Source organism: Tenacibaculum sp. TB-56 (genome assembly GCF_059716275.2).
Genome location: NZ_CM201367.1, coordinates 2281539 through 2307470 on the forward strand (window position 1 = coordinate 2281539; position 25932 = coordinate 2307470).

A 25932-nucleotide genomic window follows, 5' to 3' on the forward strand; every position below is an offset into this window, starting at 1 on the left:
AAATAGGATGAATCAAGATGTTTTAGTAAAAGAAGTTCAATGTATAGGTTTTGATGCTAGTAAGTATGAAAGTGTTTTGACAGAAGAAGCAAAAGCATTTTTGATACAACTACACGAAAAATTCAATCAGCAAAGACTCCAGTTATTAGAAGAAAGAGAAATAGAACAAGCGTATTTTGATGCTGGAAACTTTCCTTCTTTTCCTTCTGAAACCAAAGAAATAAGAGAAAGTAATTGGGTTTGTGCTGAGTTACCAGAAGATTTATTAGATAGAAGGGTAGAGATTACTGAACCTGTGGATCGAAAAATGGTTATCAATGCTTTGAATTCAGGGGCAAAAATGTTTATGGCAGATTTTGAAGATAGTAATGCACCTACGATTCAGAATATTTTAGATGGACAAGTAAATTTAAGAGATGCTGTAAACAAAACAATTTCATTTTACAATGCGTCAAAAAATAAAACGTATAAATTAAATGAGAAAGTAGCTACGTTATTAGTACGCCCAAGAGGTTTGCATTTAAACGAAAAACATTTGTTGGTAGAAGGTGTAGAAATGTCTGGTTCTCTGGTAGATTTCGGTTTGTTCTTCTTTCATAACATCAAAAATTTGTTAGCGAAAGGAAGTGCTACTTATTTTTACCTACCTAAACTAGAACATTATAAAGAAGCTCGATGGTGGAATGATGTTTTTGTATTTGCACAAGACTATATTGGAGTTCCTCAAAAAACTATTAAAGCAACGGTATTGATTGAAACGATTACGGCAAGTTTTCAGTTAGATGAAATTATTTATGAGTTAAAAGATCACATGGCAGGTTTAAACTGTGGGCGTTGGGATTATATCTTCTCATATATTAAAAAGTTCAGGAATCATACCAACTTTTTTGTGCCAAACAGAGCACAAATAACGATGGAAACCCCATTTATGGAAGCCTATTCGTTACGTGTTATTCAAACTTGTCATAAACGTGGAGTACATGCCATGGGCGGAATGGCAGCACAAATCCCCGTTAAGAATGATGAAGCAGCCAACAAAGTAGCTTTTGATAAAGTAAGAACAGGAAAGCAGAGAGAAGTAATGAATGGGCATGATGGCACTTGGGTGGCGCATCCTGGATTGGTGTCGTTGGCGATGGAAGTGTTCGATGCACACATGAAAACACCTAATCAGATAGATAAATTAAGAGAAGATGTTCATATAACAGAAGAAGCTTTGGTACAACAACCATTGGGAACTATTACAGAAGAAGGAATTAGAGAAAATATCAATGTAGGTATTTTGTATATAGAATCTTGGTTGATGGGGCAGGGAGCAGCAGCTTTATATAATTTAATGGAAGACGCAGCAACTGCCGAAATTTCTAGAACACAAGTGTGGTTGTGGTTACAGAATAATGAGTTGTTAGAAGATGGTCGAACATTCACAGAAGGAATGTATGAGCAATTCAAAAAAGAAGAACTCAAAAAAATAAAAAGTTATGTAGGTAAAGATAGGTACAGCAAAGGAAAGTTTGAATTAGCGGTTCAATTATTTGATGAGTTAATTTTAAATAAAGAATTTGTTGAGTTTTTAACCCTACCAGCATATAAATATTTGTAGAGAAAAGCAATTAAACTTAAAATATTTAAATCTCGATTATCGAGAAAAAGCCCCCAAAAATGCGGCAACATTTAAGAGGGCAAGCTATCAATAAAAATTAATAACCTTATCAATTACAAAATTATGAAAAATTTAGCACACGCTAATTATAGTTCTGCTTTACAAACTGTAAAAGAATTAAAGAAAAAGTACGGAGCAACTTGGAACTCAGTTTCTCCTGAAAATGCTGCTAGAATGGTGGCGCAAAACCGTTTTAAAACAGGTTTAGATATCGCTAGATATACTGCTGCTATCATGCGAAAAGATATGGCAGATTACGATGCAGATTCGTCTAATTATACACAATCTTTAGGATGTTGGCACGGATTTGTAGCGCAACAAAAAATGATTGCGGTAAAAAAACATCACAAAACAACGAGTAAACGATATTTATATCTTTCAGGATGGATGGTTGCTGCATTACGCTCTGAATTCGGACCGTTACCAGACCAATCGATGCATGAAAAGACAGTGGTTCCAGCTTTGATTGAAGAAATTTATGACTTTTTACGTCAAGCGGATGCAGTTGAGTTAAATGATTTATTTAGAAGATTAGAAAACGGAGAAGATGTGCAAGACGAAATCGATAATTTTGAAACACATGTGGTACCTATCATAGCTGATATTGATGCTGGTTTTGGAAATGAAGAAGCTACTTATTTGTTAGCTAAAAAAATGATTCAAGCGGGTGCTTGTGCTATCCAGATAGAAAACCAAGTTTCTGATGCCAAACAATGCGGACATCAAGATGGAAAAGTAACAGTGCCACACGAAGATTTTATAGCGAAGTTAAACGCGATTCGATATGCTTTTTTAGAATTGGGAGTAGAAGATGGGGTTATTGTTGCTAGAACCGATTCGGAAGGAGCAGGATTAACTCAAAAATTACCAGTAAGTCAAGAGCCAGGAGATTTAGCTTCTCAATATTTAGCATTTGTAGAAGCTGAAGAAATTACAATTGATGAAGCAAAAGAAGATGATGTATTATTAAAACGTGATGGAAAGCTAGTGCGTCCTGTACGTTTGGCTAATGGTTTGTATAAGTTTAGAGAAGGAACGAATATTGATAGGGTAGTGCTAGATTGTATTACTAGTTTACAAAACGGAGCTGATTTATTATGGATTGAAACGCCAACACCTCATGTAGGCCAAATTGCACATATGGTAAATAGAGTACGAGAAGTAGTTCCTAATGCAAAGTTGGTGTATAACAATTCGCCATCGTTTAACTGGACGTTGAATTTCCGTAATCAAGCATATGATGAAATGGTTGCAGAAGGAGAAAATATGACGGGATACGACAGAAACAATTTAATGAATGCAGCTTACGACGGAACAGAATTGTGTCATAGGGCTGATGAGAAAATCCGTACTTTCCAAATAGATAGTGCAAGAGAAGCAGGAATTTTCCATCATTTAATTACGTTACCAACCTATCATACAACAGCATTACACATGAACGATTTAACCGAAGGTTATTTTGGTAATGAAGGAATGTTAGCCTATGTAAGAGGAGTACAACGACAAGAAATTAGAAAAGGAGTGTCGTGTGTAAAGCATCAACGAATGGCAGGTTCTGATTTAGGAGATGATCATAAAACATTTTTTGCAGGAGAAAATGCTTTAAAAGCAGGAGGAGAAAAGAATACATCTAATCAGTTTGAAACTTCTTCAAAAAATAAAGAAGTTGTAGAAGAGGTAGCATAAATACTTTAATAGTTAGTGTATAAATAATTTTAGTTGTCTGTAAATTTCCCGTTTATGTTTAGTTTGTTTCAGTTGTTTGTTTGCATAACGGGAAATTTTATCAAGTGCTAAAAAATAAAAAAGTTATAAACTTATAATTAGCAGTTGTAAATTTTATTTTGAAGTTTACTCTCTTACTTTTAAGGGAGTTTTGTTTTTAGCTCCATTTTAATATTACATCGTTCGTACGGACAATTTTCTTCTACAGCAATTTCTGCAAAACCATATTTTTTATAGATATAAATAGCATTTTCTAAAACAGTGTTTGAATATAAAACAAGCTTGTCAAAGTCGTTTTTTTGAGCAAAATTAATGCAGTGTTGCATCAGTTTCTGTCCTATTTTGTGTCCTCTATGATTAGGTGAAACAGCCATTTTTGTTAGCTCATAAACATTTGGTTCACTCATAGGCATTAAGGCAACTGTGCCTACAATTTCATTATTTAATTTGGCAAAGAAAATATATCCGCCTTTATCAATGATGTATTTATTAGGATTGCTTAAAACTTCTTCATCGTAAGGTTCTACGTAGAAAAAAGTTCGTAGCCATTCAATATTCAAATTGTAAAAACTTGAAGCGTATTCTTCTTTATAATCAATTATTTCCATCAGTTTAGTTTATTCCTATAAATATATAAAGATAATTTAAAAACCAATTAATTACCGTGTTTTTATATTCCATGGTATATATTTGGTTGTTTTTCATACATTTGTAAAGAATTTAAAAACAAACAAAATGAAAAAAGACAAAATTATTTTTTATGTAGCTACCAGTTTATTAACCTTGTTAATGTTTTTCTCGTCAGGAATGTACTTTTTTAATTATGAAGAAGTAGCTAAAATGTTTGAAGCATTTGGGTATCCAACTTACATTATTTACCCGTATGCAGTAGTTAAATTGTTAGGATTGGTAGCGCTATGGTTTTTTAGAGGTAAGTTTTTAAATGAATGGGCGTATGCAGGGTATTTCTTTGCGTTTATTTTGGCATTTTTTGCTCATTTTATGATTGGAGATGGTGAGCAAATGGGAGCTATAATTGCTATGATTCTATTAATAGTTTCATATATTTATAGTAAAAAAATATAATGAGCAACAATCCAACAGCAACAGTTACTTTAACTGACCGAAATTACTTAGCAGAAGGCAAAATGAGAAATCATTTTGCTGTTATTGATGAACCTTTAGATAAAGGTGGAGATGATAACGGACCAACTCCAGTAGAATATTTATTAACTGCAATAGGTGGTTGTGTTTCTATCACTTTGCGTATGTATGCAGAGCGTAAAGGTTGGGATTTAGGAAAAATCACGGTAAATGTGAGTCAAAAAGAACAACTAACTCCCGAAGGAATAAAAAAATCATTGATTGAAGAAATTTCTTTTGAAAAAGAAGTTACAGAAGAACAACGTACCAAGTTGTTAGAAATAGCAGGTAAATGTCCTGTAGCTAAAATGGTAAAAGGAGAAACAGAAATTAATTCAAAAATAACGACTTAAATGAAGAAAATTATTGCATTTGCAGGTAGTAACAGCAAAAAATCCATAAACAAACAATTGGTGGTATATGCCTCTATTTTATTAAATGACTTTGAGGTAGAAGTTTTAGATTTGAATGATTACCCACTGCCAATTTATGGGGTTGATGAAGAAATGGAGAATGGATTTCCTGCGAATGTAATAATCTTTTTAAACAAGATTAAAGACGCTGATGGTATTATGTTATCATTAGCTGAACATAACGGAAATTTTACCGTGGCTTTTAAGAATATTGTAGACTGGATGTCGCGCATAGAGCAAAAACTTTGGAATAACAAACCAATGTTGCTGTTATCTACATCACCTGGGGGAAGAGGAGGAGCTTCTTCTATGGCGATTGCTAAAAACGGATTTCCGCACATGGGAGCAAATATCATAACCGATTTTTCTTTACCAAAATTTTATGATAACTTTAAAGACGGAAGTGTTGTAAATGAGGAATTTAATGAAGATTTGATAAGAGCAGTGAAGACTTTCGAGAAAGAGGTATAATTCTTAAAACATAAAGTCATGTCAGGAGCTAAAGAAATTATTAAAAAGTACAGTAATGATGATATTACTGTAGTTTGGCAACCCAATAAGTGTATCCATTCTAAAAAATGTTGGAAAGGATTAATACAAGTATTCAATCCGCAGAGTAAACCTTGGGTCAATATGGACGGAGCTTCTACAGATAAGATAAAAAAGCAAGTAGAAGAATGCCCGTCAGGAGCACTATCCTGTATGTCTAGAAAGGAAGGAAGTCAAGCAGCTGCACATACTGAAACAAAAGTAGAAGCCTTAGAAGATGGCCCGTTATTAATTTACGGAACATTACATGTTACCAATTCTGATGGAAAGGTTGAAAAGAAAAGTAAAACAACAGCCTTTTGTAGGTGCGGTGCTTCTCAAAATAAACCCTATTGTGATGGAGCTCATGTAAAAGTTGAATTTAAAGGATAATACTCCCAATAGAAAAAGTATAGTAAAAAATATTCCATTTAATTATTTGAAATAGATTTATTTTCCTTGGTAAATAATTAAGGGTTGTTGTATTTTTGCAAAAAAGAAAGGAGATTAAAATGAAGATAGTTTTATACGGAAGAAAAGGACATGCGCATACTGTAGCTTATAAGAACTTTTTAAATTCTGCAGAAGTACCTTTTGTATACAAAGATGTATCTACAGATGAAGAAGCTAGAGAGCATAGTAAAGAGTTGTATGAAGGGCAAGTAAAGTATCCAACCTTATTTATTGATGATGAAGTGTACTTAACACCAACATCAGATACGTTTAACAAATTAATGCAAGATTTAAAATTAAGAGGGTAGTTAGCAGTAGCTAGCACATTTGTTATTAATTAACAGCTAAGAGCAAACAGCCAATAACCAAAGCTATGGGCGATATTTCAAAAGACATCAATTCCAAATTTCCAAATGATAGAATTAAAGCGTTTATCAATATAAAATACACTGCGAATTGGGTAAGTAGTAAAGAGAATGAGTTTTTTAAACAATACAGTATCTCTTCGCAACAATTTAATATCCTACGTATTTTAAGAGGAGCTAAAGAAGCAATTAAAGTGCAAACAATTAAGGATAGAATGATTGAACGCGCGCCAAACGCTACAAGATTAATGGATAAACTTTATGAAAAAGGCTTAATTAATCGCGTGCGTTGCGAACATGATAGAAGAGTAGTTTACATAAATATAACTAAGAAAGGTGAGGAGTTGTTGGAAGAAATTGATAAAAATTTACATTTAGATTTTGTTGATAACCTTACGGAAGAGGAAGCAACACAGCTTAGTAATTTGTTAGATAAAATAAGACAGTAACCACCGTTTTTTACTCCTTTTTTATGGCTATAATTGAGGTTGTAATTTAAAAGTTGTATCTTTAAAAGTGAGTTTAAAAGATTACAATTATGTACACATACGACACACTTTCAGAAGCCTTAAATGATTTACAAAAAAGAGGCTTTACGCATGATTTTAACCTCACTTATACACAAATAGAAAGTAAAACAACCAAAGAAGTTTATTCACCAGAAGTTTTTGAAGTCGTTGAAGTATATCGTTTTGAAGGTATGAGTAGTGCAGGTGATAATTCGGTTGTATATGCTATTGAAACTTCACAAGGAATTAAAGGTGTTTTAGTTGATGCTTACGGAATGTATTCAGATTCTCTTTCTTCTGAAATGATTCAAAAACTCCATTTTAGTAGATAATAAAATATAGACCTCGAAGATGTAAACTTCGAGTTTTTTGTTTTCTAAAAAATCGTATCTTGCCATTTATTATGCATGCATAATATTTTAATACTAGAAAAATGAAGTACAAACATATTTTTGAACCTTTAGATTTAGGATTTACAACCTTGAAGAATAGAATCTTAATGGGGTCTATGCATACAGGTTTAGAGGAAGAAAAAAACGGAATAGAGCGTATTGCTGCTTATTATGCTGAACGTGCTAAAGGTGGAGTAGGGTTGATTGTTACAGGAGGAATTTCGCCTAATATTCAGGGGTGGACAGCACCTTTTTCTGCTCGTATGAGTACGAAAAAACATGCACGTGAGCATAAAGTAATCACAGAAGCAGTGCATAAAGAAGGCGGGAAAATATGTATGCAAATTTTGCATTCAGGTCGCTATGGATATCATCCGTTTAATGTAGCTCCTTCAAAAATTCAATCGCCAATCACACCGTTTAAACCATTTGCGTTAAAACAATCAGGAATACGAAGAACAGTAAAAGATTTTGTTAACTGCGCGAAGTTATCGCAAGAAGCAGGGTATGATGGAGTAGAAATCATGGGGTCTGAAGGTTATTTAATCAATCAATTTATTGTTACAAGAACCAATAAAAGAACTGATGAGTACGGAGGAGAATATGAAAATAGAATCCGTTTAGCTGTTGAATTGGTACGTAAAATTAGAGAAGCAGTAGGTGGAAATTTTATCATCATCTATCGTTTGTCAATGTTAGATTTGGTTGAGCAAGGAAGTTCTTGGGAAGAAGTAGTACAATTAGGAAAAGAAATAGAAAAAGCAGGGGCTACTATTATCAATACAGGCATTGGTTGGCATGAAGCGAGAATACCAACTATAGCAACATCGGTTCCTAGAGCAGCATTTACTTGGGTTACCAAAAAAATGAAAGAGGAGTTATCTATTCCATTAGTTACTTCCAACAGAATTAACATGCCAGAAACTGCTGAAAAAGTGTTAGCAGAAGGTCATGCAGATATAATTTCTATGGCTCGTCCATTTTTAGCGGATCCAGAATGGGTAAACAAAGCAAAAGAAGAAAGAGTAGATGAAATAAATACTTGTATAGCTTGTAACCAAGCTTGTTTAGATCATGCTTTTCAGAAGAAAGTGGCAAGCTGTTTAGTAAATCCAAGAGCATGTCATGAAACGGAATTGAACTATAATCCGACTTCAAAAAAGAAAAAAATAGCAGTAGTAGGAGCAGGTTCAGCAGGGTTAGCAGCTTCAACTGTAGCAGCACAAAGAGGACATCAAGTAACTTTGTTTGATGCTGATTCAGAAACCGGAGGGCAATTCAATATTGCTAAGCAAATTCCAGGGAAAGAAGAATTTTACGAAACAATTAGATATTTTAACAAGCAGCTAGAATTACACAACGTAAATGTAAAGTTAAACACACGAGTTACTGCTGAAGATTTATACAATGCAAATTTTGATGAGGTTATTCTAGCTACTGGAATTACGCCAAGAACTCCTAGAATTGAAGGAATCGATCACGAAAAAGTATTGAGTTATATAGATGTTGTAAAATTAAAGAAACCCGTTGGTAAACGTGTTGCAGTTATTGGAGCAGGAGGAATTGGTTTTGACGTTTCAGAATACTTAGCCCACGAAGGAGAAAGTACTTCTCAAAATATAGATGCATGGTTAGAAGAATGGGGAATTGATAAAAAGTTAGCAGCACGTGCAGGAATAGAAGGTGTAATACCTAAAATTCATCCTTCTCCTAGAGAAATATTTATGTTTAAACGTAGTTCAGGAAAGTTTGGTGGTAACTTAGGAAAAACTACAGGATGGATTCATCGCTCTGTATTAAAAAAGAAAAAAGTACAGTTTATTAATGAAGTACAATACACAAAAATTGATGATGAGGGCTTACACTATACACAAAACAAAGAGCAAAAAGTATTACCAGTAGATAATGTAATTATTTGTGCAGGTCAGGTTCCGTTTAAAGAATTGTTAGAGCCTTTACAAGCAAAAGGAATGAAAGTACATGTAATAGGTGGAGCAGACCTAGCAGCAGAATTAGATGCAAAGAGAGCGATAAATCAAGGAAGTAGATTAGCTGCTGAAATTTAGCTTTATATAAATTTAAAATCACTAAAAAAGTCTTGCTTTCGCAGGACTTTTTTTATGCGTATTATAAACATGAATAAGTGTAAATAATTACCGATATTTGTGGCTCACAATTTTTTTGAAAAAAGTAAATTATGGCAATGAACAAAAACACTGTCCTAGGTTGGGCAACGCTTATAATGATTTTAATGGGAATATTACTTATTGGATTAGCAATATTCAAGTATGATGAAATAGCTGGATATGGCTTTGGTGCTGTAGGTTTAGGTTTTTTTGCAAATGCATGGGTGTTTAATGCCCTAAAAGGTAGAGTTTAAAATAAGTTTATGGTTTGTAGTTTTTTGTTAATACGTTCTTGCTAAATTTCAAAATAATAAAGCTATAAAACTAAATTATGGGAAAGATTGAAAAGTTTGAAGATTTAGAAGTTTGGCAAAGAGGAAGGTTAATTTGTCAATATGTTGAAGAACTTTTTCAAAAATCTAATTTATCAAAGAATCATAGCTTGAAAGATCAGATAGAAAGAAGTTCGGGTTCAATAATGGATAATATAGCAGAAGGTTTTGATAGAGATGGAAATCGTGAATTTCATAACTTTTTAAGTTATGCTAAAGGTTCTGCAGGAGAACTAAAATCTCAAACTTATAGAGCTTTTGATAAAAAATTGATTACAAAAGAACAATTTGAAAAATTATCTGAAATGTGTGAAATTGAAAAGAATAAAATAGGAGCTTTCATGTATTATCTAAGAAATTCAGATATCAGAGGACAAAAATTCAACAGAAAACCCTAAACCACAAACAATAAATTATAAACAACAAAACAAATGAGCGACGATAAAAAAGTCATTTTTTCAATGAATAAGGTCTCTAAGACCTACCAAAGTACAGGAAAACAAGTTTTAAAAGATATCTATTTAAGTTTCTTTTATGGGGCTAAGATTGGTATTTTAGGTTTAAATGGTTCGGGTAAATCTACCTTGTTAAAGATTATTGCTGGGGTAGAAAAGAACTATCAGGGAGATGTTACTTTTTCTCCAGGATATAAGGTTGGATACTTAGAGCAAGAACCGCAATTAGATGAAGAAAAAACTGTTTTAGAGGTTGTTAAAGAAGGAGTAGCAGAAACGGTTGCTATCTTGGATGAGTATAACAAAATAAACGACATGTTTGGATTAGAAGAAGTGTATTCTGATCCAGATAAAATGGATAAGTTAATGGCGCGTCAAGCGGAGTTACAAGATAAGATTGACGCTTCTAACGCTTGGGAATTAGATACCAAGTTAGAAATAGCTATGGATGCGTTACGTACGCCGGAAGGAGACAAAAAGATCGGAGTATTATCAGGTGGAGAGCGTCGTCGTGTTGCTTTATGTCGTTTGTTATTACAAGAACCAGAAATTTTATTGTTAGATGAGCCTACCAACCACTTAGATGCTGAGTCGGTACACTGGTTAGAGCATCATTTAGCACAATATAAAGGAACGGTAATTGCGGTAACGCACGACCGTTATTTCTTAGATAACGTTGCAGGATGGATTTTAGAATTGGATAGAGGTGAAGGTATTCCTTGGAAAGGAAACTACTCTTCTTGGTTAGATCAAAAATCTCAACGTTTAGCACAAGAAAGTAAAACTGCTTCTAAGCGTCAAAAGACCCTAGAACGAGAGTTAGAATGGGTTCGTCAAGGAGCAAAAGGTCGTCAAACTAAACAAAAAGCACGTTTGAAGAACTATGAAAAGTTAATGAGCCAAGACCAAAAGCAAACGGAAGAAAAATTAGAAATCTACATTCCGAATGGTCCACGTTTGGGAACCAATGTAATAGAAGCTACAGGTGTTTCTAAAGCATATGGAGATAAATTATTATACGAAAACTTAGAGTTCAATCTTCCACAAGCAGGAATTGTTGGAATTATTGGTCCGAACGGAGCAGGTAAAACTACTATTTTCAGAATGATCATGGGAGAAGAAACTCCTGATGCTGGAAACTTTTCTGTTGGAGAAACAGCTAAAATAGCCTATGTAGATCAGTCGCATTCAAATATTGATCCTGAAAAAACTATTTGGGAAAACTTCTCAGAAGGTCAGGATTTAGTAATGATGGGAGGAAAGCAAGTAAATTCTAGAGCATACTTAAGTCGTTTTAATTTCTCAGGAAATGAGCAAAATAAAAAAGTATCTACATTATCAGGGGGAGAGCGTAACCGCTTACATTTAGCAATGACGTTAAAGGAAGAAGGAAACGTACTTTTATTAGATGAGCCAACAAACGATTTAGATGTAAATACCTTACGAGCGTTAGAAGAAGGTTTAGAAAATTTTGCAGGATGTGCCGTAGTAATTAGTCACGATCGTTGGTTCTTAGATCGTATTTGTACACATATTTTAGCTTTTGAAGGAGATAGCCAAGTGTATTTCTTTGAAGGTTCTTTCTCTGATTATGAAGAGAACAAAAAGAAACGTTTAGGAGGTGATTTAATGCCAAAACGTATCAAATACAAGAAGTTAATTAGATAATAATTAGTTATCATAAATTAGATAAAACAAAACTCGAAGTTAGCAGCTTCGAGTTTTTTCATTTTCTATAACAATTATCCCCCCAATGTTAAACTGTTTTGTAGATAGTTTTTCATAGTAATGGTATTGTGTTAATGTTTTAAAATTTAACAATAATCATTCCGAAAATCTATTCTTTTTGTTTAATTATTGCTTTAACTGTAATTTATAATGGTTTTAATTAAGGTTTTTTAAAAATGTAATTATTAAAATAACAAAAGCTCACCAATTGGTGAGCTTTGTATATCTTAAGGTTGAGAACCTAATATTTAAACCTGATAAATAAATGGAGATTAAATAGTCCTCTAGTTATGTACTTCCTTTTTTACTGATGATAAGCAGCGTTATGAGCTAAATCCCCATTACAACTGTTACATTTTCCAGCAGCATCTCCACCACCAGCACAACCATTAGCACAGGTATAATGATATTGTCCAGAAGCATTTGGTCCACTAGAAGTAGTTGGAGCTATAGGTGTCGATATTGGTGTGTTTGAGTTCGTGTTTTGAGAATTGTGAAACGCTTGGTTATGCGCAAGAGGAGTTTTACAAACAGGACAAGCGGTGCCTTGTATACTTGATGTACCTCCTTCACATTTTTTAGGACATATATAATGTGCTCCTCCAATAATATTAACAGTACTATTGTTAGCATTTGGAAGTTGAGGAGTTGGACGTTCGTTAAAAGGAACTGTTAACGGGTTTACAGGTGCTTTCTTTTCCTCTGTTTTACAAGAATAAAAACAGCATAATAAAACGAATAGTGTGAATATTTTTTTCATATTTCAAATATAAAAAAAACCTCACCATTTTGGTGAGGTTTGTCAATCTTTATGTGTTTTCTAAAATTTAGAAATTGAATAATCTGAAATCTATATTTTATAAGTGAATTACTTCATCATAAGCATCAGCTACAGCTTCCATAACCGCTTCACTCATTGTTGGGTGAGGGTGGATAGCTTTTAATACTTCGTGACCAGTAGTTTCTAGTTTACGACCTAATACAGCTTCAGCAATCATATCAGTTACACCAGCACCAATCATGTGGCATCCTAACCATTCACCGTATTTAGCATCGAAAATAACTTTTACAAATCCGTCAGGAGTACCCGCTGCTTTTGCTTTACCAGAGGCAGAGAATGGGAATTTACCAACTTTTAATTCGTAACCTTTTTCCTTTGCTTGCTCTTCTGTTAAACCAACAGAAGCAATTTCAGGAGTAGCATAGGTACAACCAGGAATATTTCCATAGTCAATAGCTTCAGTATGTAAACCAGCGATTTTTTCTACACAAGTAATTCCTTCCGCAGAAGCAACGTGTGCTAATGCTGAACCAGGAGTTACATCTCCAATCGCATAGTATCCTGGGATGTTCGTTTGATACCAGTCGTTTACTAAGATTTTATCTCTATCAGTAATAATTCCAACATCTTCTAAACCGATGTTTTCAATATTTGTTTTAATTCCAACAGCAGATAATACGATGTCTGCTTCTAAAATTTCTTCTCCTTTTTTAGTTTTTACAGTTGCTTTTACTCCATCACCAGAAGTGTCAACAGACTCAACAGAAGAACTAGTCATTACTTTAATTCCCGCTTTCTTGAAAGAACGCTCCATTTGTTTAGAAACATCTTTGTCTTCTACAGGAACAATATTTGGCATAAATTCAACCACAGTTACATCAGTTCCCATTGAGTTATAAAAGTGAGCAAACTCAACACCAATAGCACCCGAACCTACTACAATCATCGATTTTGGTTGTGTTGGTAAGCTCATCGCTTCACGGTAACCAATTACTTTTTTACCGTCTTGAGGTAAACTCGGTAACTCACGAGAACGAGCTCCAGTAGCAATGATAATATTGTCTGCAGAATACTCAGTTACTTTACCATCTTTATCAGTAACATCTACTTTTTTTCCAGCTTTCACTTTACCAAATCCGTCGATGATATCAATTTTATTTTTCTTCATTAAGAACTGAACACCTTTGCTCATTCCTTCAGCAACACCACGACTACGTTTAATCACAGCTTCGAAATCTTTATCGATAGCTTCTGCTTTTAAACCGTACTCATCAACATGTTTTAAATAATCATACACTTGAGCAGATTTTAATAAAGCTTTGGTAGGAATACACCCCCAGTTTAAGCAAATTCCACCTAAGTTTTCTTTCTCTACTACAGCGGTTTTAAACCCTAATTGAGATGCTCTAATTGCAGTTACATAACCTCCAGGACCACTTCCGATTATTAGTACGTCGTATTTCATGTTTCGTTATTTAAAGATTTAAAATTAAAAGATTAAAGCTCATTTTAATTACAGAATCATTCAATCTTTTAGTTGTTTTTATTTTTTCGATTGAATTTTTTAATCGTTCAACCTTTTAATTTTTTTATGAATTAGGGCGTTCGAGCGGGCTTTCACTACTCGCTTTTTTTAATTGGTGTTTCGACTACGCTCAACAACCAAAGAAAAAGAGCTCAAACAAACCGTTCAATCCCTAACGCAAGCCATTAATGAACTTTATCAGTAGTTAACTTTCTCATTACCTCATTAAATCATTAACTCATTAAATCATTGCTTCATTGATTACTACATTCTTTCAGGAACCTGAATTCCTAATAATTTGAATGCAGATTTTATGGTATCAGCTACTTTTTTAGATAACTGAACTCTAAATACTTTTTTATCTTGATTTTCTTCTCCTAAAATAGATACGTTTTGATAGAATGAGTTGAACTCTTTTACCAAATCATAAGTGTAATTAGCTATCACAGCTGGTGAATAATTACTCGCCGCTTGCTGAATTACTTCAGGGTACAATTCTAATTGCTTGATTAATTCTTTCTCTTTCTCGTGTAATTCTACTGATACCGAAGAAGAATAATCAAAGTTAGCTTTACGTAAGATTGATTGAATTCTTGCATAGGTATACTGAACAAAAGGTGCCTGTATTTCCTTGGAAATCAACCGATGCTTGCGGATCAAACAAAATTCTCTTTTTAGGGTCAACTTTTAAAATAAAGTATTTTAAAGCTCCTAATCCGATAGTTTTATATAATTCCTCTTTTTCTTCAGTAGAGTAGCCTTCTAACTTTCCTAATTCTTGTGAAATTTCACGAGCTGTATTCGTCATTTCATCCATTAAATCATCGGCATCAACAACAGTTCCTTCACGAGATTTCATTTTCCCAGAAGGTAAATCCACCATTCCGTAACTTAAGTGGAATAATTGTTTCGCCCAAGAATATCCCAGTTTTTGTAAGATTAAAAACAATACTTTAAAGTGATAATCTTGTTCGTTACCTACGGTATATACCATTCCGTTTACATCAGGGAAATCTTTAGAGCGTTGTACAGCTGTACCAATATCTTGGGTCATATATACTGCAGTTCCGTCTGAACGTAATACTAGTTTTTCATCTAACCCTTCGTCGGTTAAATCACACCAAACAGAACCATCTTCTTTTTTGAAGAAAACACCATTTAGTAATCCTTCTTCAATAATATCTTTTCCTAATAAATAGGTGTTACTTTCGTAGTATAATTTGTCAAAGTTAACTCCGATGTTTTCATAAGTAACGTCGAAACCTTTGTATACCCATCCGTTCATCATTTCCCAAAGAGTAACTACTTCCTTATCTCCAGCTTCCCATTTACGAAGCATTTCTTGAGCTTCAACAAATAAAGGGGCTTGTTTTTTAGCATCGTCTTCAGAAATTCCTTTAGCAACTAACTCAGAAATTTCTTTTTTATACTCTTGATCGAATTTTACGTAGTAATTACCAACTAATTTATCTCCTTTTGACCCGGTTGATTCAGGAGTTTCTCCTTTTCCAAATTTTTTCCAAGCCAACATTGACTTACAAATATGGATACCACGATCGTTGATAATTTGTGTTTTGTAAACTTTATGTCCAGCAGCTTTTAAAATCTCAGCAACCGAATATCCTAACAATACATTACGAACATGTCCTAAGTGCAAAGGTTTGTTCGTGTTAGGAGATGAGTACTCTACCATACGTGCATCTGTTTCGTCTTCTTTTACGAAGCCATAAGTTGCATCAGTAGCTATTTGATTAAAAAAGTTTACATAGAAAGAATCATCAACTACTAAGTTTAAAAAACCTTTAACTACATTGTAGCTAGTAATTTCGTTGATGTTTTCAACTAAGTATTTACCTAAATCTTCACCAATTTGAACAGGGTTTCCTTTTTTGTACCGTAGCAATGGGAAGACAACAACAGTAACGTCTCCTTCAAAATCTTTACGGGTTGCTTGAAATTCTACATTTGGAATTTCTACATTATACAAGGCTAAAAATCCTTCTTTTACTTTCGCTTCAATTAACGATTGAATATTCATTGGTTCTTTTTAGATTATCGGACAAAATTAGTGTTTTTAATTTTTTATTCCCACGATTTCACTCATGATTTTTTGAAGCACTTCTATAGCAGACTTCAATACTGCTTTTGTACCTTTGCGGTATGGATAAAGACCTAGAAAACTTATCGAAATTAGCGAATGACGCTTTACAAGAAAATAAGAAGTATTTTCAAAAGTTAAAAAAGCGTACACCAAAACGTTTAGATTTATTAATGCAAGAGTTGCATGATGAAGAATTTGAGCGTACTGATTGTTTAGCATGTGCTAATTGTTGTAAAACGACATCACCTATTTTTACAGAAAAAGATATAGAGCGCATTGCAAAGCACTTAAAAATGAAGGTGGTTGATTTTACTAAGCAGTATTTAAGAAGAGATGAAGACAATTTTATGGTATTACAATCTGCTCCTTGTACTTTTTTAGACGAGTCTGATAATACTTGTTTTATTTATGATGTACGTCCGAAAGCCTGCTCAGAATACCCACATACCAATCGTAAAAAATTTATTCAGTTAGCTGATTTAACGATTAAAAACACAGAGGTTTGTCCTGCTACTTATAGGATTGTAGAAGAACTTAAAAAAAGGTTGCCTCAGTAGGGATTGAAGAGAAGGAAATCATATATTTTTTCTATTTTTAGAGAAAATATATCATTGTGGAAACCCTTATACACTATTTTGAAACCATTCCTTCTAGTCATAGAAGTATTATTTTAGTAGGTGGAATTGCTTTTTTTTGGCTACTAGAAGGAGCTGTACCGTTATTCAATTTTAAATATAATAAATGGAAGCATGCATGGCCTAATCTATTTTTTACTGCAACTACGGTAATTGTCAATTTCGTTTTGGCTTTTTTATTACTAAAAACTGCCGATTGGGTACAAGCAACTGATTTTGGATTGATTAATTGGTTGCCAGAAATGCCATTGTGGTTGTATGTGTTATTAGGCGTATTGTTTTTAGATTTCTTCGGAGCTTATTTGGCACATTTGGTAGAGCATAAAGTAAAACCTTTGTGGATGGTACACTTGGTACATCATTCAGATCATAAGGTAGACACTACCACAGCGAATAGACATCACCCGATAGAGAGTGTTATCCGTTTTACATTTACTTTACTAGGCGTTTTTTTAGTCGGAACCCCAATAGGTATCATTATGTTATATCAATCAATGTCTTTGGTATTTACGCAATTAACACATGCTAATATTAAGATGCCTAAAAAATTAGATAAAGTATTAAGTTATGTAATTGTATCACCAGATATGCACAAAGTGCATCACCATAACTTATTACCCTATACCGATTCTAACTATGGAAATATTTTTTCTATTTGGGATCGTTTATTAGGAACGTACATGGAGTTAGATAGAGAAAAAATAGTGTATGGAGTCGATACATTTCCTGATGAAGAAAAAAACTCTAGTTTAAAAGAGCTATTAAAGCAACCTTTTCAAGGGTACAGAAAACCTACGAATTTGAATGAGTAAGATTAAGATTTACTCTTTTCAATAAAAACTAAAACCTTTTTACCTCTCGCAGCACAACCTTTACTTTCATGAATCACTTTAGTACGAATAACATGTTCCAGTTCAGGATGCACCCAATCTTTTTGTAAACCAAATAAGTATAAAGTATTCATGGTATAAGCTTTAACTGCTATTTTCTGATTGGTAATTAACCAGTCAAATCCAGTTTCAATAATTAAATCTATATGTTTTTGGGTGAGTTGTTGCTGAGCTTTATTTGCTGTTTTAGAAGTATATGCAATAGCTATGTGTTCACAAATTTTAGCACAAGGTCTTATAGCACTATCAAAATGTACTTTGGAAATGTTTTGAGTAAAAATTTCTAAATAAGGAAGAATATGCTCTATTCCGTGGTGGGTACAAATCCACTCCAATACCCAAGCAGCTTTGATAGATAGTTTATTATCGATATCAAAAGTAAATTCTACTAAGTTTTTTACAAGTATTGGGTTTTGTAATAAAATATTTGAAGCTTTTTCTCTGTTTATTCTAGCAGCAGTATCAACATCATTTAAAACAGAAATTAAAAAATCAGCATTCATATTGGTATGGTTTATGTAAATTTGAATTGTAAAAGAAATAATAGCATGATAAATATAAACAGGATATTTTCAACAGCACTTCTATTGTCAGCATTTTTTATAAGCACTGCGCAAGCACAAAAAATAAATCAGTTAGATGCTAACGGGAAGAGAGATGGAGTTTGGAAAAAATATTATGACGAAGATAAAAACGATGTTCGATATACAGGACAGTTCAAAAACGGTAAAGAAATAGGAACTTTTAAGTTTTATGAACCAAATTCTTATGGAGTTCCGTCTATGACTAAAGAGTTTTCAACAAAATCTGATAGTGCTTTTGTTCAATTTTTCACACCAAAAGGAAAAGTGAAAACAGAAGGCTGGATGATAGGGAAAAAGCGAGTAGGTAAATGGACGTATTATTTTACTGATGGAAAATTATTTTCAGAAGAAGAATATGTGGATGGTAAGTTAGATGGAGTAGTAAAAAATTATTACAGAAACGGAAAACTAACCGAAGAAACCTATTATGAAGAAGGAAAAAAAAGCGGAATGTCTAAAATATTTACCGATTCAGGTATTATGATTGAGGAGGTAAATTATGTAGAAGGAAAACTTGAAGGTGAAGGAAAATATTACGATTTAAAAGGAAACCTAAAAGAAAAAGGGATGTATAAAAACGGAAAAAGAGACGGTAAATGGGAGTTTTATATGGATGGAGAAGTCGTTACCGATAAAAGAAAAAGAACCGTACATTCAATACCCAAAAATTAACAGCTAGAGATAGTAAATACAAAATTAAGTTTATAATATATGATGATGGACTCAGGTATACTTGAGTCCATCAATTTTTATAATGATGCCATCAAATATTTCCATAATAAAAACATTTATTATTTCGTAAATTTGCAGCTTCAAAAGTACAAAATGAAAAGAGTAGTAGTAGGACTTTCAGGAGGTGTAGATAGTAGTGTAACAGCTTATTTACTAAAAGAACAAGGATATGAAGTTATTGGGCTGTTTATGAAAAACTGGCATGATGATTCAGTAACTATTTCCGATGAATGTCCGTGGTTAGAAGATAGTAACGACGCAATGATTGTTGCAGAAAAATTAGGAATTCCTTTTCAAACGGTTGATTTAAGTGAGCAATACAAAGAACGTATCGTTGATTATATGTTTAACGAATACGAAAAAGGACGTACTCCAAACCCTGATGTATTATGTAATCGCGAAATTAAGTTTGACGTGTTTATGAATATTGCACTAAGCTTAGGAGCTGATTATGTAGCAACAGGGCATTATTGTAGAAAAGCAGAAGAACTTATTGATGGAAAGCCTGTATATAAATTATTAGCAGGAAAAGATACCAATAAAGACCAGTCGTACTTTCTATGTCAGTTATCACAAGAACAATTGTCAAAAGCGTTGTTTCCTATTGGAGAGTTGACAAAACCAGAAGTTCGTGAAATAGCAAAAGAAGCCGATTTAATTACTGCCGATAAAAAAGATAGCCAAGGATTATGTTTTATAGGTAAAGTAAGACTTCCTGATTTCTTACAGCAAAAATTACAACCTAAAGAAGGAGAAATAATTCAAATTCCAACAGATTTTGAACAATACAATCGTACAACTCCTCAATTTGAAAATAAAGAAGCTGAGTTAGCTTATTTTTCTACAAAGTTTTCTTACAATAAAGAAGACGGAAAAGTAGTAGGTAAGCATCAAGGAGCGCATTATTTTACCAAAGGGCAACGTAAAGGCTTAGCGGTTGGTGGTACTAAAGAACCACTATTTGTTATCGAAACAGATGTTGATACCAATATCATTTATACAGGAGAAGGAAAGGATCACCAAGGTTTGTATCGTAATATCTTGTTTGTTTCTAATGAAGAATTGCACTGGGTACGAGAAGATTTAGCATTGCAAACTGGTGAAACGATGGAAGTAGAGGCACGTATTCGTTATCGTCAACCTTTAGAAAGAGCAACGCTACATAAAGTAGAAAACGGATTGTATGTTGAGTTCGAAAATGCTCAATCAGCGATTCAAGAAGGACAATTTGTGGCTTGGTATAAAAATGAAGAATTGTTAGGCTCGGGAGTCATTTCGTAGAAAAAGAAAAATATAAATTATGAAAAAAATATTGCTATTGATTGTAGTATTCATTTGTGCTAATGGATACTCTCAAAAAGATTCTATTACAAGTTATTTAGATAGAGAATTAAAAATAACGACTAATAAAAATGATGCTAAATATATTGAGACCATTGTAAAAAAAGATTCTCTTTGGGAGTTTGCACTCTATTATAGAGATGGTAAAATTTTTAAGAAAAGGTTCTCAAAAAATAATGTAGGAAAGAAATATGTAGGAAAATCTCTAGAGTTTCACCGAAATGGAAAACTATCAAAAAGATCTTTTTATAATGTAGGGGGTGAATTAGAAGGAAAAATACTTACATTATTTGATAATGGAAATAAAAATTACACAGGGTTTCATAAAAACGGAGTTCCTTCAGGTTTATGGAAGTATTATCACTACAATGGTAATTTAGCAGCAAAATTTTATCATGATGCAAATGGAGATATAGAAAAATATATCTTGTTTAATGAAAAAGGAGAAGAGCTTAAAGATGATGTTTATACAAAATTTAGAAAGCCTGTTTTTAAAAAAGGAGAAGAAGAGTTTAGTTCAAAAATAAATTACTTAATGGATAACCTAAGCTATGCTATTAATACTAAAATTGATATAAATTTTATTATTGATGTTGATGGTAGCATTCGAGATGTATGGGTAGCAAATACGATTCCAGATAAATTAGGAGAAGAGATAAGTAACTTTTTTGAATCGATTAAAGGATGGGAGCCTGCTGAAGAAATGAATAGAAAAATACCATATGTTTACAGTATTGCTCTTAATATAAAAACAAGAGTTATTGATTAGATAGCTTAATAATAAATAAAATAAGACCTCGATTTTCTCGAGGTTTTTTTGTGCTTCCTAGCTAATGATTGTACATTTACGAGATGCAAAATAAAATTACTAAACTATTTAATATACAGTATCCAATCGTTCAAGGTGGAATGATTTGGGTTTCAGGATGGAGACTAGCTTCAGCAGTGTCAAATGCAGGCGGATTAGGATTAATTGGAGCAGGTTCTATGTATCCTGATGTATTACGAGAACATATTCAAAAATGTAAAAAAGCAACCGATAAACCTTTCGGAGTAAACGTACCAATGTTATATCCTGATATTGAAAAAATCATGGATATCATTGTTGAAGAAGGAGTGAAGATTGTATTTACTTCTGCTGGAAATCCGAAAACTTGGACATCTTTTTTAAAGGAAAAAGGAATTACTGTAGTGCATGTAGTAAGTTCTGTGAAATTTGCTTTAAAAGCGGAAGCTGCTGGAGTTGACGCCGTAGTTTGTGAAGGTTTTGAAGCAGGAGGTCATAACGGACGTGAAGAAACCACTACGTTTACGTTAATTCCGATGGTAAAAGAACAAGTGAAAATTCCAGTAATTGCTGCAGGGGGAATTGGATCGGGTAGAGGCATGTTAGCGGCGATGGTACTTGGTGCTGATGGAGTACAAATAGGAAGTCGTTTTGCTGCAACTGTAGAATCGTCAGCACATGAAAACTTCAAGAAAACAATTGTAGATGTAAAAGATGGTGACACGCATTTAACATTGAAAGAATTAGCGCCTGTTCGTTTGGTGAAAAATAAATTCTATCAAGAAGTGCAAGAATTATATCAACAAAATCCAACGATAGAAGATTTAAAAGAGTTGTTAGGACGTGCTCGTGCTAAACGAGGAATGTTTGAAGGAAATTTAGATGATGGAGAGTTAGAAATTGGTCAAGTAGCAGGATTGATTCACGAAATTAAACCAGCGAAAGAAGTGTTGGAAGCTATAATTGCTGAATATGAGCAAGTAAAAAAAGAGCAATTGTTTTAATCGCAGGACGATTGCCAAAAAAATACTGAAAAACGTCATTCCGAACGAGGTATGAGGAGGAACCTTTTTAAATGAAGTAACTCATTTTCTTAAGATTTCTCTCTTCGTTCCAAATGACAATTTTTTATGAATTACTTTTCGCCTTTATAAAATCAGAAATTAGATAGCTGATATATTTTCCTACTTGTCCGTTAGCAATTTCATCTTTAACTACTGCGGGAGCACCTTCACAAACATGTAGATATGAGGCATTTTGTAACTTTCCAAAATAATGTGTAAACCTACGTGCTTGTTGTGGTGTAAATCCACTTGGAGTCATGGCACTACTTGGGAAATGTTGAATACAATCTAAGTCTATTTCAATACCAAAAGGTTGCTCTTGAATAAAGTTTTTAGCGCGTTGTAACTCTCCATCAAAAGAAGTAGATTGATAGACTTCTAGTTCCTCAAAAGTGTTGTATTCTAGGTTTAAACTGTCATGAATCATCTCAAAAATATACTGAGGTGTATAGTTTTCATGCAATCCAAACATAAAGTAATGGTTGATAAAACCTTCTTGTAAGGCGTACGAAAATCCGTTACCGCTATGACGTTCTTCTAAACGACGTAAATCGGTATGTGCATCTAAGTTAATTACATTAACAGGTTTTTCTTTGGCTTGTGAAAGTCCCTTAATATTTCCGTAAGCATTGTTATGTCCGCCACCAATAATAATGGGAGTTTTACCACTTTCAACAATTGTTTTGATAAGGCTTGAAAGTTCTTTATCAATAGCTTTTACTAATAAATCACCCTTTTCTCTATCAGAAACATCAAAATCATATACATCATCTAAACAGTCTAAATATCCTAAAACAAGAATATCATTTCCATCGATAAATTGATTTTGTTGGGTGTTTAAAAAAGACTTTAAAGTTGGAATAAAAGCAGTGTGTGCGCCACCATTTCCACCATTCATACGAACACCAATATCTTCAGGAACACCTAAAATTACAAAGGAAGCATCAGAATTTTCAAGTGCTGATTGCAATTCTTTTTTAGGATTGATAAGGTCAACGCATTCTCCTAATTTTGTTTCTCCTTCACGAGGAGCTACAAATTGCTGTATGTCTTTTTCGTTAAATATTGTTAGCATAAGCTTAAATCTCTTTTCCGTTGATGAACACTGAATCAATTAAGTTACTTCCGAAGGAATATGGTAAAAATCCATACGAAGGAATTTCTTTGGTAAGAATTAAATTTGCTTTTTTTCCTTTGGTAATACTTCCAACTTCATCAGATAAGTTCATTGCATAGGCTCCGTTAATGGTTGCTGCATTAATCGCTTCTTCTGGGGTCATTTTCATTTTAATACACGCTGTTGCTACCACAAAATTCATATTTCCTGATGGGGTAGATCCTGGGTTGTAATCGGTAGCTAGTGCTAACGGTAATCCTGCTTTGATAATATCACGAGCAGGTGTGTATGGAATACTTAAAAAGTACGAACACGATGGTAAGGCAACAGGCATGGTTTGCGTTCCTTTCAATGCTTCAATATCTTCAGGATTCATTATTTCTAAATGATCAACAGACAGCGCATTGTGTTTTATACTTACCTGAACTCCACCAATGGTAGTAAACTGATTTACATGTACCTTTGGCGTTAATCCGTATTGTTGCGCAGCGGTTAAAATTCTATCAGTATCTTCTACCGAGAAATAACCCGTTTCACAGAAAGCATCTACAAAATCCGCTAGATTTTCCTCAGCAACTTTAGGTAGCATTTCATCAATAATTAAATTGATGTATCCTTCTTTGTTGTTTTTATATTCAGTAGGGAAGGCATGTGCTCCTAAAAAAGTAGCTTTGATAGGAATATTGTAGTTTTCGCGTAGTTTTTTAATAACACGTAACATTTTTAACTCAGCATCAACAGTTAAACCATATCCTGATTTTATTTCAACCGCTCCCGTGCCTAAAGCAATCACTTCCTCTAATCGTTTTGCCGATTGTTGGTATAGTTCTTCTTCTGAAGTTTCTTGTAATTTCTTGGCAGAATTTACAATACCACCACCACGATTGGCAATTTCTTCATAACTCAAACCGTTAATTCTATCCACAAACTCTTGTTCACGATTGCCTGCATATACAATGTGAGTATGCGAATCGCACCAAGTAGGTAACATCATTTTACCTGTACAATCCACCGTTTTATCAGCAGAAGTAGGGGCTTTTTTCATGCTACCATAATCGATAATAACATCGTTTTTAACCAATAAAAAAGCGTTTTTTATGGTAGGTAAAATGTTCATCGCAACTCCTGATACTTTTTTGGTATCTGTTTCTCTGATTTGGATTAATTCTTTGATGTTTATGAATAAAGTTGTCATGTTAAATACTTAAATTTGTTATACAAACTTACGGTAAAAACTACAATTTATGGTACATTTTTTAGGAGTGATTTGTGTTTTAATTCTCTTTTTTATCTCGTTAATTCACGTTTATTGGGCTTTTGGTGGAACTTTATGGGTAAATGCTGTAATACCAACCAAAACAGCAAATGAAAAAGCAATGAACCCGCCTAAAATATTAACGTTTTTGGTAGCTATGATTATCAGTGGTTTTGCTGTTGTGTATGCAGATAAAATACAACTATTTACGTTAGGTTCAATGCCCACATGGTTACAAGATTATGGACTTTATGTAGTGGCTAGTATTTTTCTTATTAGAGCTATAGGTGATTTTAGCTATGTCGGTTTTTTTAAGAAAGTTACAACTACAGAGTTTGCTATAAACGATACTAAGTATTTTTCTCCACTGTGTTTATTTTTAGGCGTGGTTGGGTTGTTGATAGCATTTTTGGGATAATTTAGTTTGCTAACGACTTGTAATAAGTTAGTAAAACAAGCTTTTGCAATAATAAAAAGTGGTTTGCCTTATGATGCAAATTATAAAAGTACTTTGGTTTAAAAAAGTATAAAATTTACTTGTTTTTTACCTCAGTTCTTTGTTGCCTTCTGCCTTTTTTTCTTTTCATTCAGTTAGCGTTGGCGTGAAAGCTCTTTGCAACCGCAGGAACGAGGATTGCAATGTGCTTGAACTTTGCGTAGGATTTAAATCAAACTGTATGTTTCACTTGGTGGAAATAATAATTCAATTCCTTTAGGTTTAATTTTAAATAAAGGTTCGTTTTTCAACCACTTTTCCTTTTGAATTTCGTTTTATTAAATGGTCAAGTGTTATAATTCCTTGTTCAATTAATAAATCAAATTGAGATGTAATTGGTTTTTTCGTGTGTTCAACCAATTTGTACTGAAAATGTTCTCGATTATCTATTTTAATACTTTCTGCTTCAACCCAAAAAGTTTCTTTGTGTTTTGATTTAAGTCTATTATGTAGCTTGTCCAGAGTCCAAACCACAAAATCTCCGATTTCAGGTTTATCAGAGTTTTCAATCAATTGCTTTATATCGCTATCAATTCTCATATTTAACCCTTGTGAGTTTCTTGTAATTGCCGAAACTGTACAATACAGTTTAAAGTCATCTTCACGTTCGTAGCCAAAAGCATCTAAAATTTCTGCTGAACTTTTGAACTTACTTAATTTCCAGTCAGGAACTTGAGCGAACAAATTTTTTCTGTTTGTTCTACTGTTTCTGAAAGACTTTAGTTCAATACCTTTATAATCTATCTGTTTAGAAGAATTAATATCTATTCCTAAGCAGTTTCAAGCGTTAGA

Annotated in this window: 27 protein-coding genes and 1 pseudogene; 20 read left to right on the top strand and 8 right to left on the bottom strand. The window is 33.3% G+C overall.

What is annotated here, in order from left to right:
- Positions 1-7: 7 nt before the first annotated feature.
- Positions 8-1603 carry a malate synthase A gene (aceB, locus tag AC3VI6_RS11020; protein WP_497706210.1) on the top strand — a complete coding sequence of 532 codons (1596 nt, stop codon included), beginning with the start codon at positions 8-10 and terminating at the stop codon, positions 1601-1603.
- 123 nt (positions 1604-1726) lie between these two features.
- On the top strand, positions 1727-3349 hold the full coding sequence (locus AC3VI6_RS11025; protein WP_497706211.1) for an isocitrate lyase: 1623 nt from the start codon (positions 1727-1729) through the stop codon (positions 3347-3349).
- A gap of 179 nt (positions 3350-3528) precedes the next feature.
- Here AC3VI6_RS11025 and AC3VI6_RS11030 read toward each other — a convergent pair whose 3' ends face one another.
- Positions 3529-3996: a GNAT family N-acetyltransferase gene (locus AC3VI6_RS11030; RefSeq protein ID WP_497706212.1), complete on the bottom strand. Its 468-nt coding sequence runs from the start codon at positions 3994-3996 to the stop codon at positions 3529-3531.
- A 127-nt stretch (positions 3997-4123) separates the two neighbouring features.
- Here AC3VI6_RS11030 and AC3VI6_RS11035 point away from each other — a divergent pair, with 127 nt between their 5' ends.
- The 11 genes from AC3VI6_RS11035 to ettA all read left to right on the top strand — a co-directional run bounded on the left by AC3VI6_RS11035 (position 4124) and on the right by ettA (position 11772).
- A complete protein-coding gene (locus AC3VI6_RS11035) occupies positions 4124-4474 on the top strand; it encodes a DoxX family protein (RefSeq protein ID WP_274633507.1) in 351 nt (116 codons plus the stop codon).
- The gene (locus tag AC3VI6_RS11040) at positions 4474-4884 is read left to right on the top strand and encodes an OsmC family protein (RefSeq protein ID WP_497706213.1); all 411 of its coding nucleotides are present in this window, start codon (positions 4474-4476) and stop codon (positions 4882-4884) included. The genes AC3VI6_RS11035 and AC3VI6_RS11040 overlap by 1 nt, the downstream gene beginning before the upstream one ends.
- Positions 4885-5415, top strand: coding sequence for an NADPH-dependent FMN reductase (locus AC3VI6_RS11045; RefSeq protein ID WP_497706214.1), 531 nt, complete (start codon positions 4885-4887; stop codon positions 5413-5415).
- An 18-nt stretch (positions 5416-5433) separates the two neighbouring features.
- Positions 5434-5865 (top strand): (4Fe-4S)-binding protein, encoded by a 432-nt coding sequence (locus AC3VI6_RS11050; RefSeq protein WP_497706215.1) that lies wholly within the window; start codon positions 5434-5436, stop codon positions 5863-5865.
- A gap of 119 nt (positions 5866-5984) precedes the next feature.
- Positions 5985-6233 (top strand): glutaredoxin family protein, encoded by a 249-nt coding sequence (locus AC3VI6_RS11055; protein ID WP_497706216.1) that lies wholly within the window; start codon positions 5985-5987, stop codon positions 6231-6233.
- A 65-nt stretch (positions 6234-6298) separates the two neighbouring features.
- Positions 6299-6739 (top strand): MarR family winged helix-turn-helix transcriptional regulator, encoded by a 441-nt coding sequence (locus AC3VI6_RS11060; RefSeq protein WP_497706217.1) that lies wholly within the window; start codon positions 6299-6301, stop codon positions 6737-6739.
- A gap of 89 nt (positions 6740-6828) precedes the next feature.
- Positions 6829-7131, top strand: a complete 303-nt coding sequence (locus tag AC3VI6_RS11065; protein WP_497706218.1) for a phosphoribosylpyrophosphate synthetase — start codon at positions 6829-6831, stop codon at positions 7129-7131.
- A gap of 101 nt (positions 7132-7232) precedes the next feature.
- Entirely contained in the window at positions 7233-9257 is a 2025-nt protein-coding gene (locus AC3VI6_RS11070) for an oxidoreductase (RefSeq protein WP_497706219.1), read from the top strand.
- A 137-nt stretch (positions 9258-9394) separates the two neighbouring features.
- Positions 9395-9571 (top strand): CAL67264 family membrane protein, encoded by a 177-nt coding sequence (locus AC3VI6_RS11075; RefSeq protein WP_231517298.1) that lies wholly within the window; start codon positions 9395-9397, stop codon positions 9569-9571.
- Positions 9572-9648: 77 nt separating this feature from the next.
- Positions 9649-10047 carry a four helix bundle protein gene (locus tag AC3VI6_RS11080; RefSeq protein WP_497706220.1) on the top strand — a complete coding sequence of 133 codons (399 nt, stop codon included), beginning with the start codon at positions 9649-9651 and terminating at the stop codon, positions 10045-10047.
- A 33-nt stretch (positions 10048-10080) separates the two neighbouring features.
- Entirely contained in the window at positions 10081-11772 is a 1692-nt protein-coding gene (ettA, locus tag AC3VI6_RS11085) for an energy-dependent translational throttle protein EttA (RefSeq protein ID WP_299002582.1), read from the top strand.
- 364 nt (positions 11773-12136) lie between these two features.
- Here the strand turns inward: ettA and AC3VI6_RS11090 are convergent, their stop codons facing one another.
- The 3 genes and pseudogenes from AC3VI6_RS11090 to argS form a co-directional block, all read right to left on the bottom strand.
- The gene (locus AC3VI6_RS11090) at positions 12137-12592 is read right to left on the bottom strand and encodes a hypothetical protein (protein ID WP_497706221.1); all 456 of its coding nucleotides are present in this window, start codon (positions 12590-12592) and stop codon (positions 12137-12139) included.
- Positions 12593-12689: 97 nt separating this feature from the next.
- A complete protein-coding gene (lpdA, locus tag AC3VI6_RS11095) occupies positions 12690-14078 on the bottom strand; it encodes a dihydrolipoyl dehydrogenase (protein ID WP_497706222.1) in 1389 nt (462 codons plus the stop codon).
- Between the two features lie 324 nt (positions 14079-14402).
- Positions 14403-16176, bottom strand: a pseudogene (argS, locus tag AC3VI6_RS11100) (arginine--tRNA ligase).
- A 122-nt stretch (positions 16177-16298) separates the two neighbouring features.
- On the opposite strand from argS, the gene AC3VI6_RS11105 reads away from it, so the two are divergent.
- Both AC3VI6_RS11105 and AC3VI6_RS11110 read left to right on the top strand, forming a co-directional pair.
- Positions 16299-16796: a YkgJ family cysteine cluster protein gene (locus AC3VI6_RS11105; protein WP_299002587.1), complete on the top strand. Its 498-nt coding sequence runs from the start codon at positions 16299-16301 to the stop codon at positions 16794-16796.
- A gap of 56 nt (positions 16797-16852) precedes the next feature.
- Positions 16853-17686 (top strand): sterol desaturase family protein, encoded by an 834-nt coding sequence (locus AC3VI6_RS11110; RefSeq protein ID WP_497706223.1) that lies wholly within the window; start codon positions 16853-16855, stop codon positions 17684-17686.
- Between the two features lie 2 nt (positions 17687-17688).
- On the opposite strand, the gene AC3VI6_RS11115 is transcribed toward AC3VI6_RS11110, so the two are convergent.
- Positions 17689-18267, bottom strand: coding sequence for an adenylosuccinate lyase (locus AC3VI6_RS11115; protein WP_497706224.1), 579 nt, complete (start codon positions 18265-18267; stop codon positions 17689-17691).
- Positions 18268-18312: 45 nt separating this feature from the next.
- On the opposite strand from AC3VI6_RS11115, the gene AC3VI6_RS11120 reads away from it, so the two are divergent.
- From AC3VI6_RS11120 to AC3VI6_RS11135, 4 genes are all read left to right on the top strand, one after another.
- Positions 18313-19020 carry a toxin-antitoxin system YwqK family antitoxin gene (locus AC3VI6_RS11120; protein WP_497706225.1) on the top strand — a complete coding sequence of 236 codons (708 nt, stop codon included), beginning with the start codon at positions 18313-18315 and terminating at the stop codon, positions 19018-19020.
- Positions 19021-19173: 153 nt separating this feature from the next.
- A complete protein-coding gene (mnmA, locus tag AC3VI6_RS11125; protein WP_497706226.1) occupies positions 19174-20361 on the top strand; it encodes a tRNA 2-thiouridine(34) synthase MnmA in 1188 nt (395 codons plus the stop codon).
- A 19-nt stretch (positions 20362-20380) separates the two neighbouring features.
- On the top strand, positions 20381-21190 hold the full coding sequence (locus tag AC3VI6_RS11130) for a toxin-antitoxin system YwqK family antitoxin (protein WP_497706227.1): 810 nt from the start codon (positions 20381-20383) through the stop codon (positions 21188-21190).
- 83 nt (positions 21191-21273) lie between these two features.
- Positions 21274-22212, top strand: a complete 939-nt coding sequence (locus AC3VI6_RS11135) for an NAD(P)H-dependent flavin oxidoreductase (RefSeq protein ID WP_497706228.1) — start codon at positions 21274-21276, stop codon at positions 22210-22212.
- A gap of 124 nt (positions 22213-22336) precedes the next feature.
- Here the strand turns inward: AC3VI6_RS11135 and AC3VI6_RS11140 are convergent, their stop codons facing one another.
- A complete protein-coding gene (locus AC3VI6_RS11140; protein ID WP_497706229.1) occupies positions 22337-23347 on the bottom strand; it encodes a formimidoylglutamase in 1011 nt (336 codons plus the stop codon).
- 4 nt (positions 23348-23351) lie between these two features.
- Positions 23352-24584 (bottom strand): imidazolonepropionase, encoded by a 1233-nt coding sequence (hutI, locus tag AC3VI6_RS11145; RefSeq protein WP_497706230.1) that lies wholly within the window; start codon positions 24582-24584, stop codon positions 23352-23354.
- A 49-nt stretch (positions 24585-24633) separates the two neighbouring features.
- On the opposite strand from hutI, the gene AC3VI6_RS11150 reads away from it, so the two are divergent.
- Positions 24634-25062: a DUF3995 domain-containing protein gene (locus AC3VI6_RS11150; RefSeq protein ID WP_497706231.1), complete on the top strand. Its 429-nt coding sequence runs from the start codon at positions 24634-24636 to the stop codon at positions 25060-25062.
- A gap of 306 nt (positions 25063-25368) precedes the next feature.
- On the opposite strand, the gene AC3VI6_RS11155 is transcribed toward AC3VI6_RS11150, so the two are convergent.
- On the bottom strand, positions 25369-25908 hold the full coding sequence (locus tag AC3VI6_RS11155; protein WP_497706590.1) for an MvaI/BcnI family restriction endonuclease: 540 nt from the start codon (positions 25906-25908) through the stop codon (positions 25369-25371).
- Positions 25909-25932: the final 24 nt, after the last annotated feature.

Excerpts from the sequence above, each read along its gene's own strand:
- AC3VI6_RS11060 (WP_497706217.1), top strand. The coding sequence starts at position 6,299 with ATGGGCGATATTTCAAAAGACATCAATTCCAAATTTCCAAATGATAGA.
- AC3VI6_RS11080 (WP_497706220.1), top strand. The coding sequence starts at position 9,649 with ATGGGAAAGATTGAAAAGTTTGAAGATTTAGAAGTTTGGCAAAGAGGA.
- AC3VI6_RS11065 (WP_497706218.1), top strand. The coding sequence starts at position 6,829 with ATGTACACATACGACACACTTTCAGAAGCCTTAAATGATTTACAAAAA.
- AC3VI6_RS11105 (WP_299002587.1), top strand. The coding sequence starts at position 16,299 with ATGGATAAAGACCTAGAAAACTTATCGAAATTAGCGAATGACGCTTTA.
- AC3VI6_RS11030 (WP_497706212.1), bottom strand. The coding sequence starts at position 3,996 with ATGGAAATAATTGATTATAAAGAAGAATACGCTTCAAGTTTTTACAAT.
- AC3VI6_RS11050 (WP_497706215.1), top strand. The coding sequence starts at position 5,434 with ATGTCAGGAGCTAAAGAAATTATTAAAAAGTACAGTAATGATGATATT.
- lpdA (WP_497706222.1), bottom strand. The coding sequence starts at position 14,078 with ATGAAATACGACGTACTAATAATCGGAAGTGGTCCTGGAGGTTATGTA.
- ettA (WP_299002582.1), top strand. The coding sequence starts at position 10,081 with ATGAGCGACGATAAAAAAGTCATTTTTTCAATGAATAAGGTCTCTAAG.
- AC3VI6_RS11130 (WP_497706227.1), top strand. The coding sequence starts at position 20,381 with ATGAAAAAAATATTGCTATTGATTGTAGTATTCATTTGTGCTAATGGA.
- AC3VI6_RS11055 (WP_497706216.1), top strand. The coding sequence starts at position 5,985 with ATGAAGATAGTTTTATACGGAAGAAAAGGACATGCGCATACTGTAGCT.
- AC3VI6_RS11150 (WP_497706231.1), top strand. The coding sequence starts at position 24,634 with ATGGTACATTTTTTAGGAGTGATTTGTGTTTTAATTCTCTTTTTTATC.
- AC3VI6_RS11035 (WP_274633507.1), top strand. The coding sequence starts at position 4,124 with ATGAAAAAAGACAAAATTATTTTTTATGTAGCTACCAGTTTATTAACC.
- AC3VI6_RS11070 (WP_497706219.1), top strand. The coding sequence starts at position 7,233 with ATGAAGTACAAACATATTTTTGAACCTTTAGATTTAGGATTTACAACC.
- AC3VI6_RS11140 (WP_497706229.1), bottom strand. The coding sequence starts at position 23,347 with ATGCTAACAATATTTAACGAAAAAGACATACAGCAATTTGTAGCTCCT.
- hutI (WP_497706230.1), bottom strand. The coding sequence starts at position 24,584 with ATGACAACTTTATTCATAAACATCAAAGAATTAATCCAAATCAGAGAA.
- AC3VI6_RS11115 (WP_497706224.1), bottom strand. The coding sequence starts at position 18,267 with ATGAATGCTGATTTTTTAATTTCTGTTTTAAATGATGTTGATACTGCT.
- AC3VI6_RS11045 (WP_497706214.1), top strand. The coding sequence starts at position 4,885 with ATGAAGAAAATTATTGCATTTGCAGGTAGTAACAGCAAAAAATCCATA.
- AC3VI6_RS11075 (WP_231517298.1), top strand. The coding sequence starts at position 9,395 with ATGAACAAAAACACTGTCCTAGGTTGGGCAACGCTTATAATGATTTTA.
- AC3VI6_RS11040 (WP_497706213.1), top strand. The coding sequence starts at position 4,474 with ATGAGCAACAATCCAACAGCAACAGTTACTTTAACTGACCGAAATTAC.
- AC3VI6_RS11120 (WP_497706225.1), top strand. The coding sequence starts at position 18,313 with ATGATAAATATAAACAGGATATTTTCAACAGCACTTCTATTGTCAGCA.
- aceB (WP_497706210.1), top strand. The coding sequence starts at position 8 with ATGAATCAAGATGTTTTAGTAAAAGAAGTTCAATGTATAGGTTTTGAT.
- mnmA (WP_497706226.1), top strand. The coding sequence starts at position 19,174 with ATGAAAAGAGTAGTAGTAGGACTTTCAGGAGGTGTAGATAGTAGTGTA.
- AC3VI6_RS11025 (WP_497706211.1), top strand. The coding sequence starts at position 1,727 with ATGAAAAATTTAGCACACGCTAATTATAGTTCTGCTTTACAAACTGTA.
- AC3VI6_RS11135 (WP_497706228.1), top strand. The coding sequence starts at position 21,274 with ATGCAAAATAAAATTACTAAACTATTTAATATACAGTATCCAATCGTT.
- AC3VI6_RS11090 (WP_497706221.1), bottom strand. The coding sequence starts at position 12,592 with ATGAAAAAAATATTCACACTATTCGTTTTATTATGCTGTTTTTATTCT.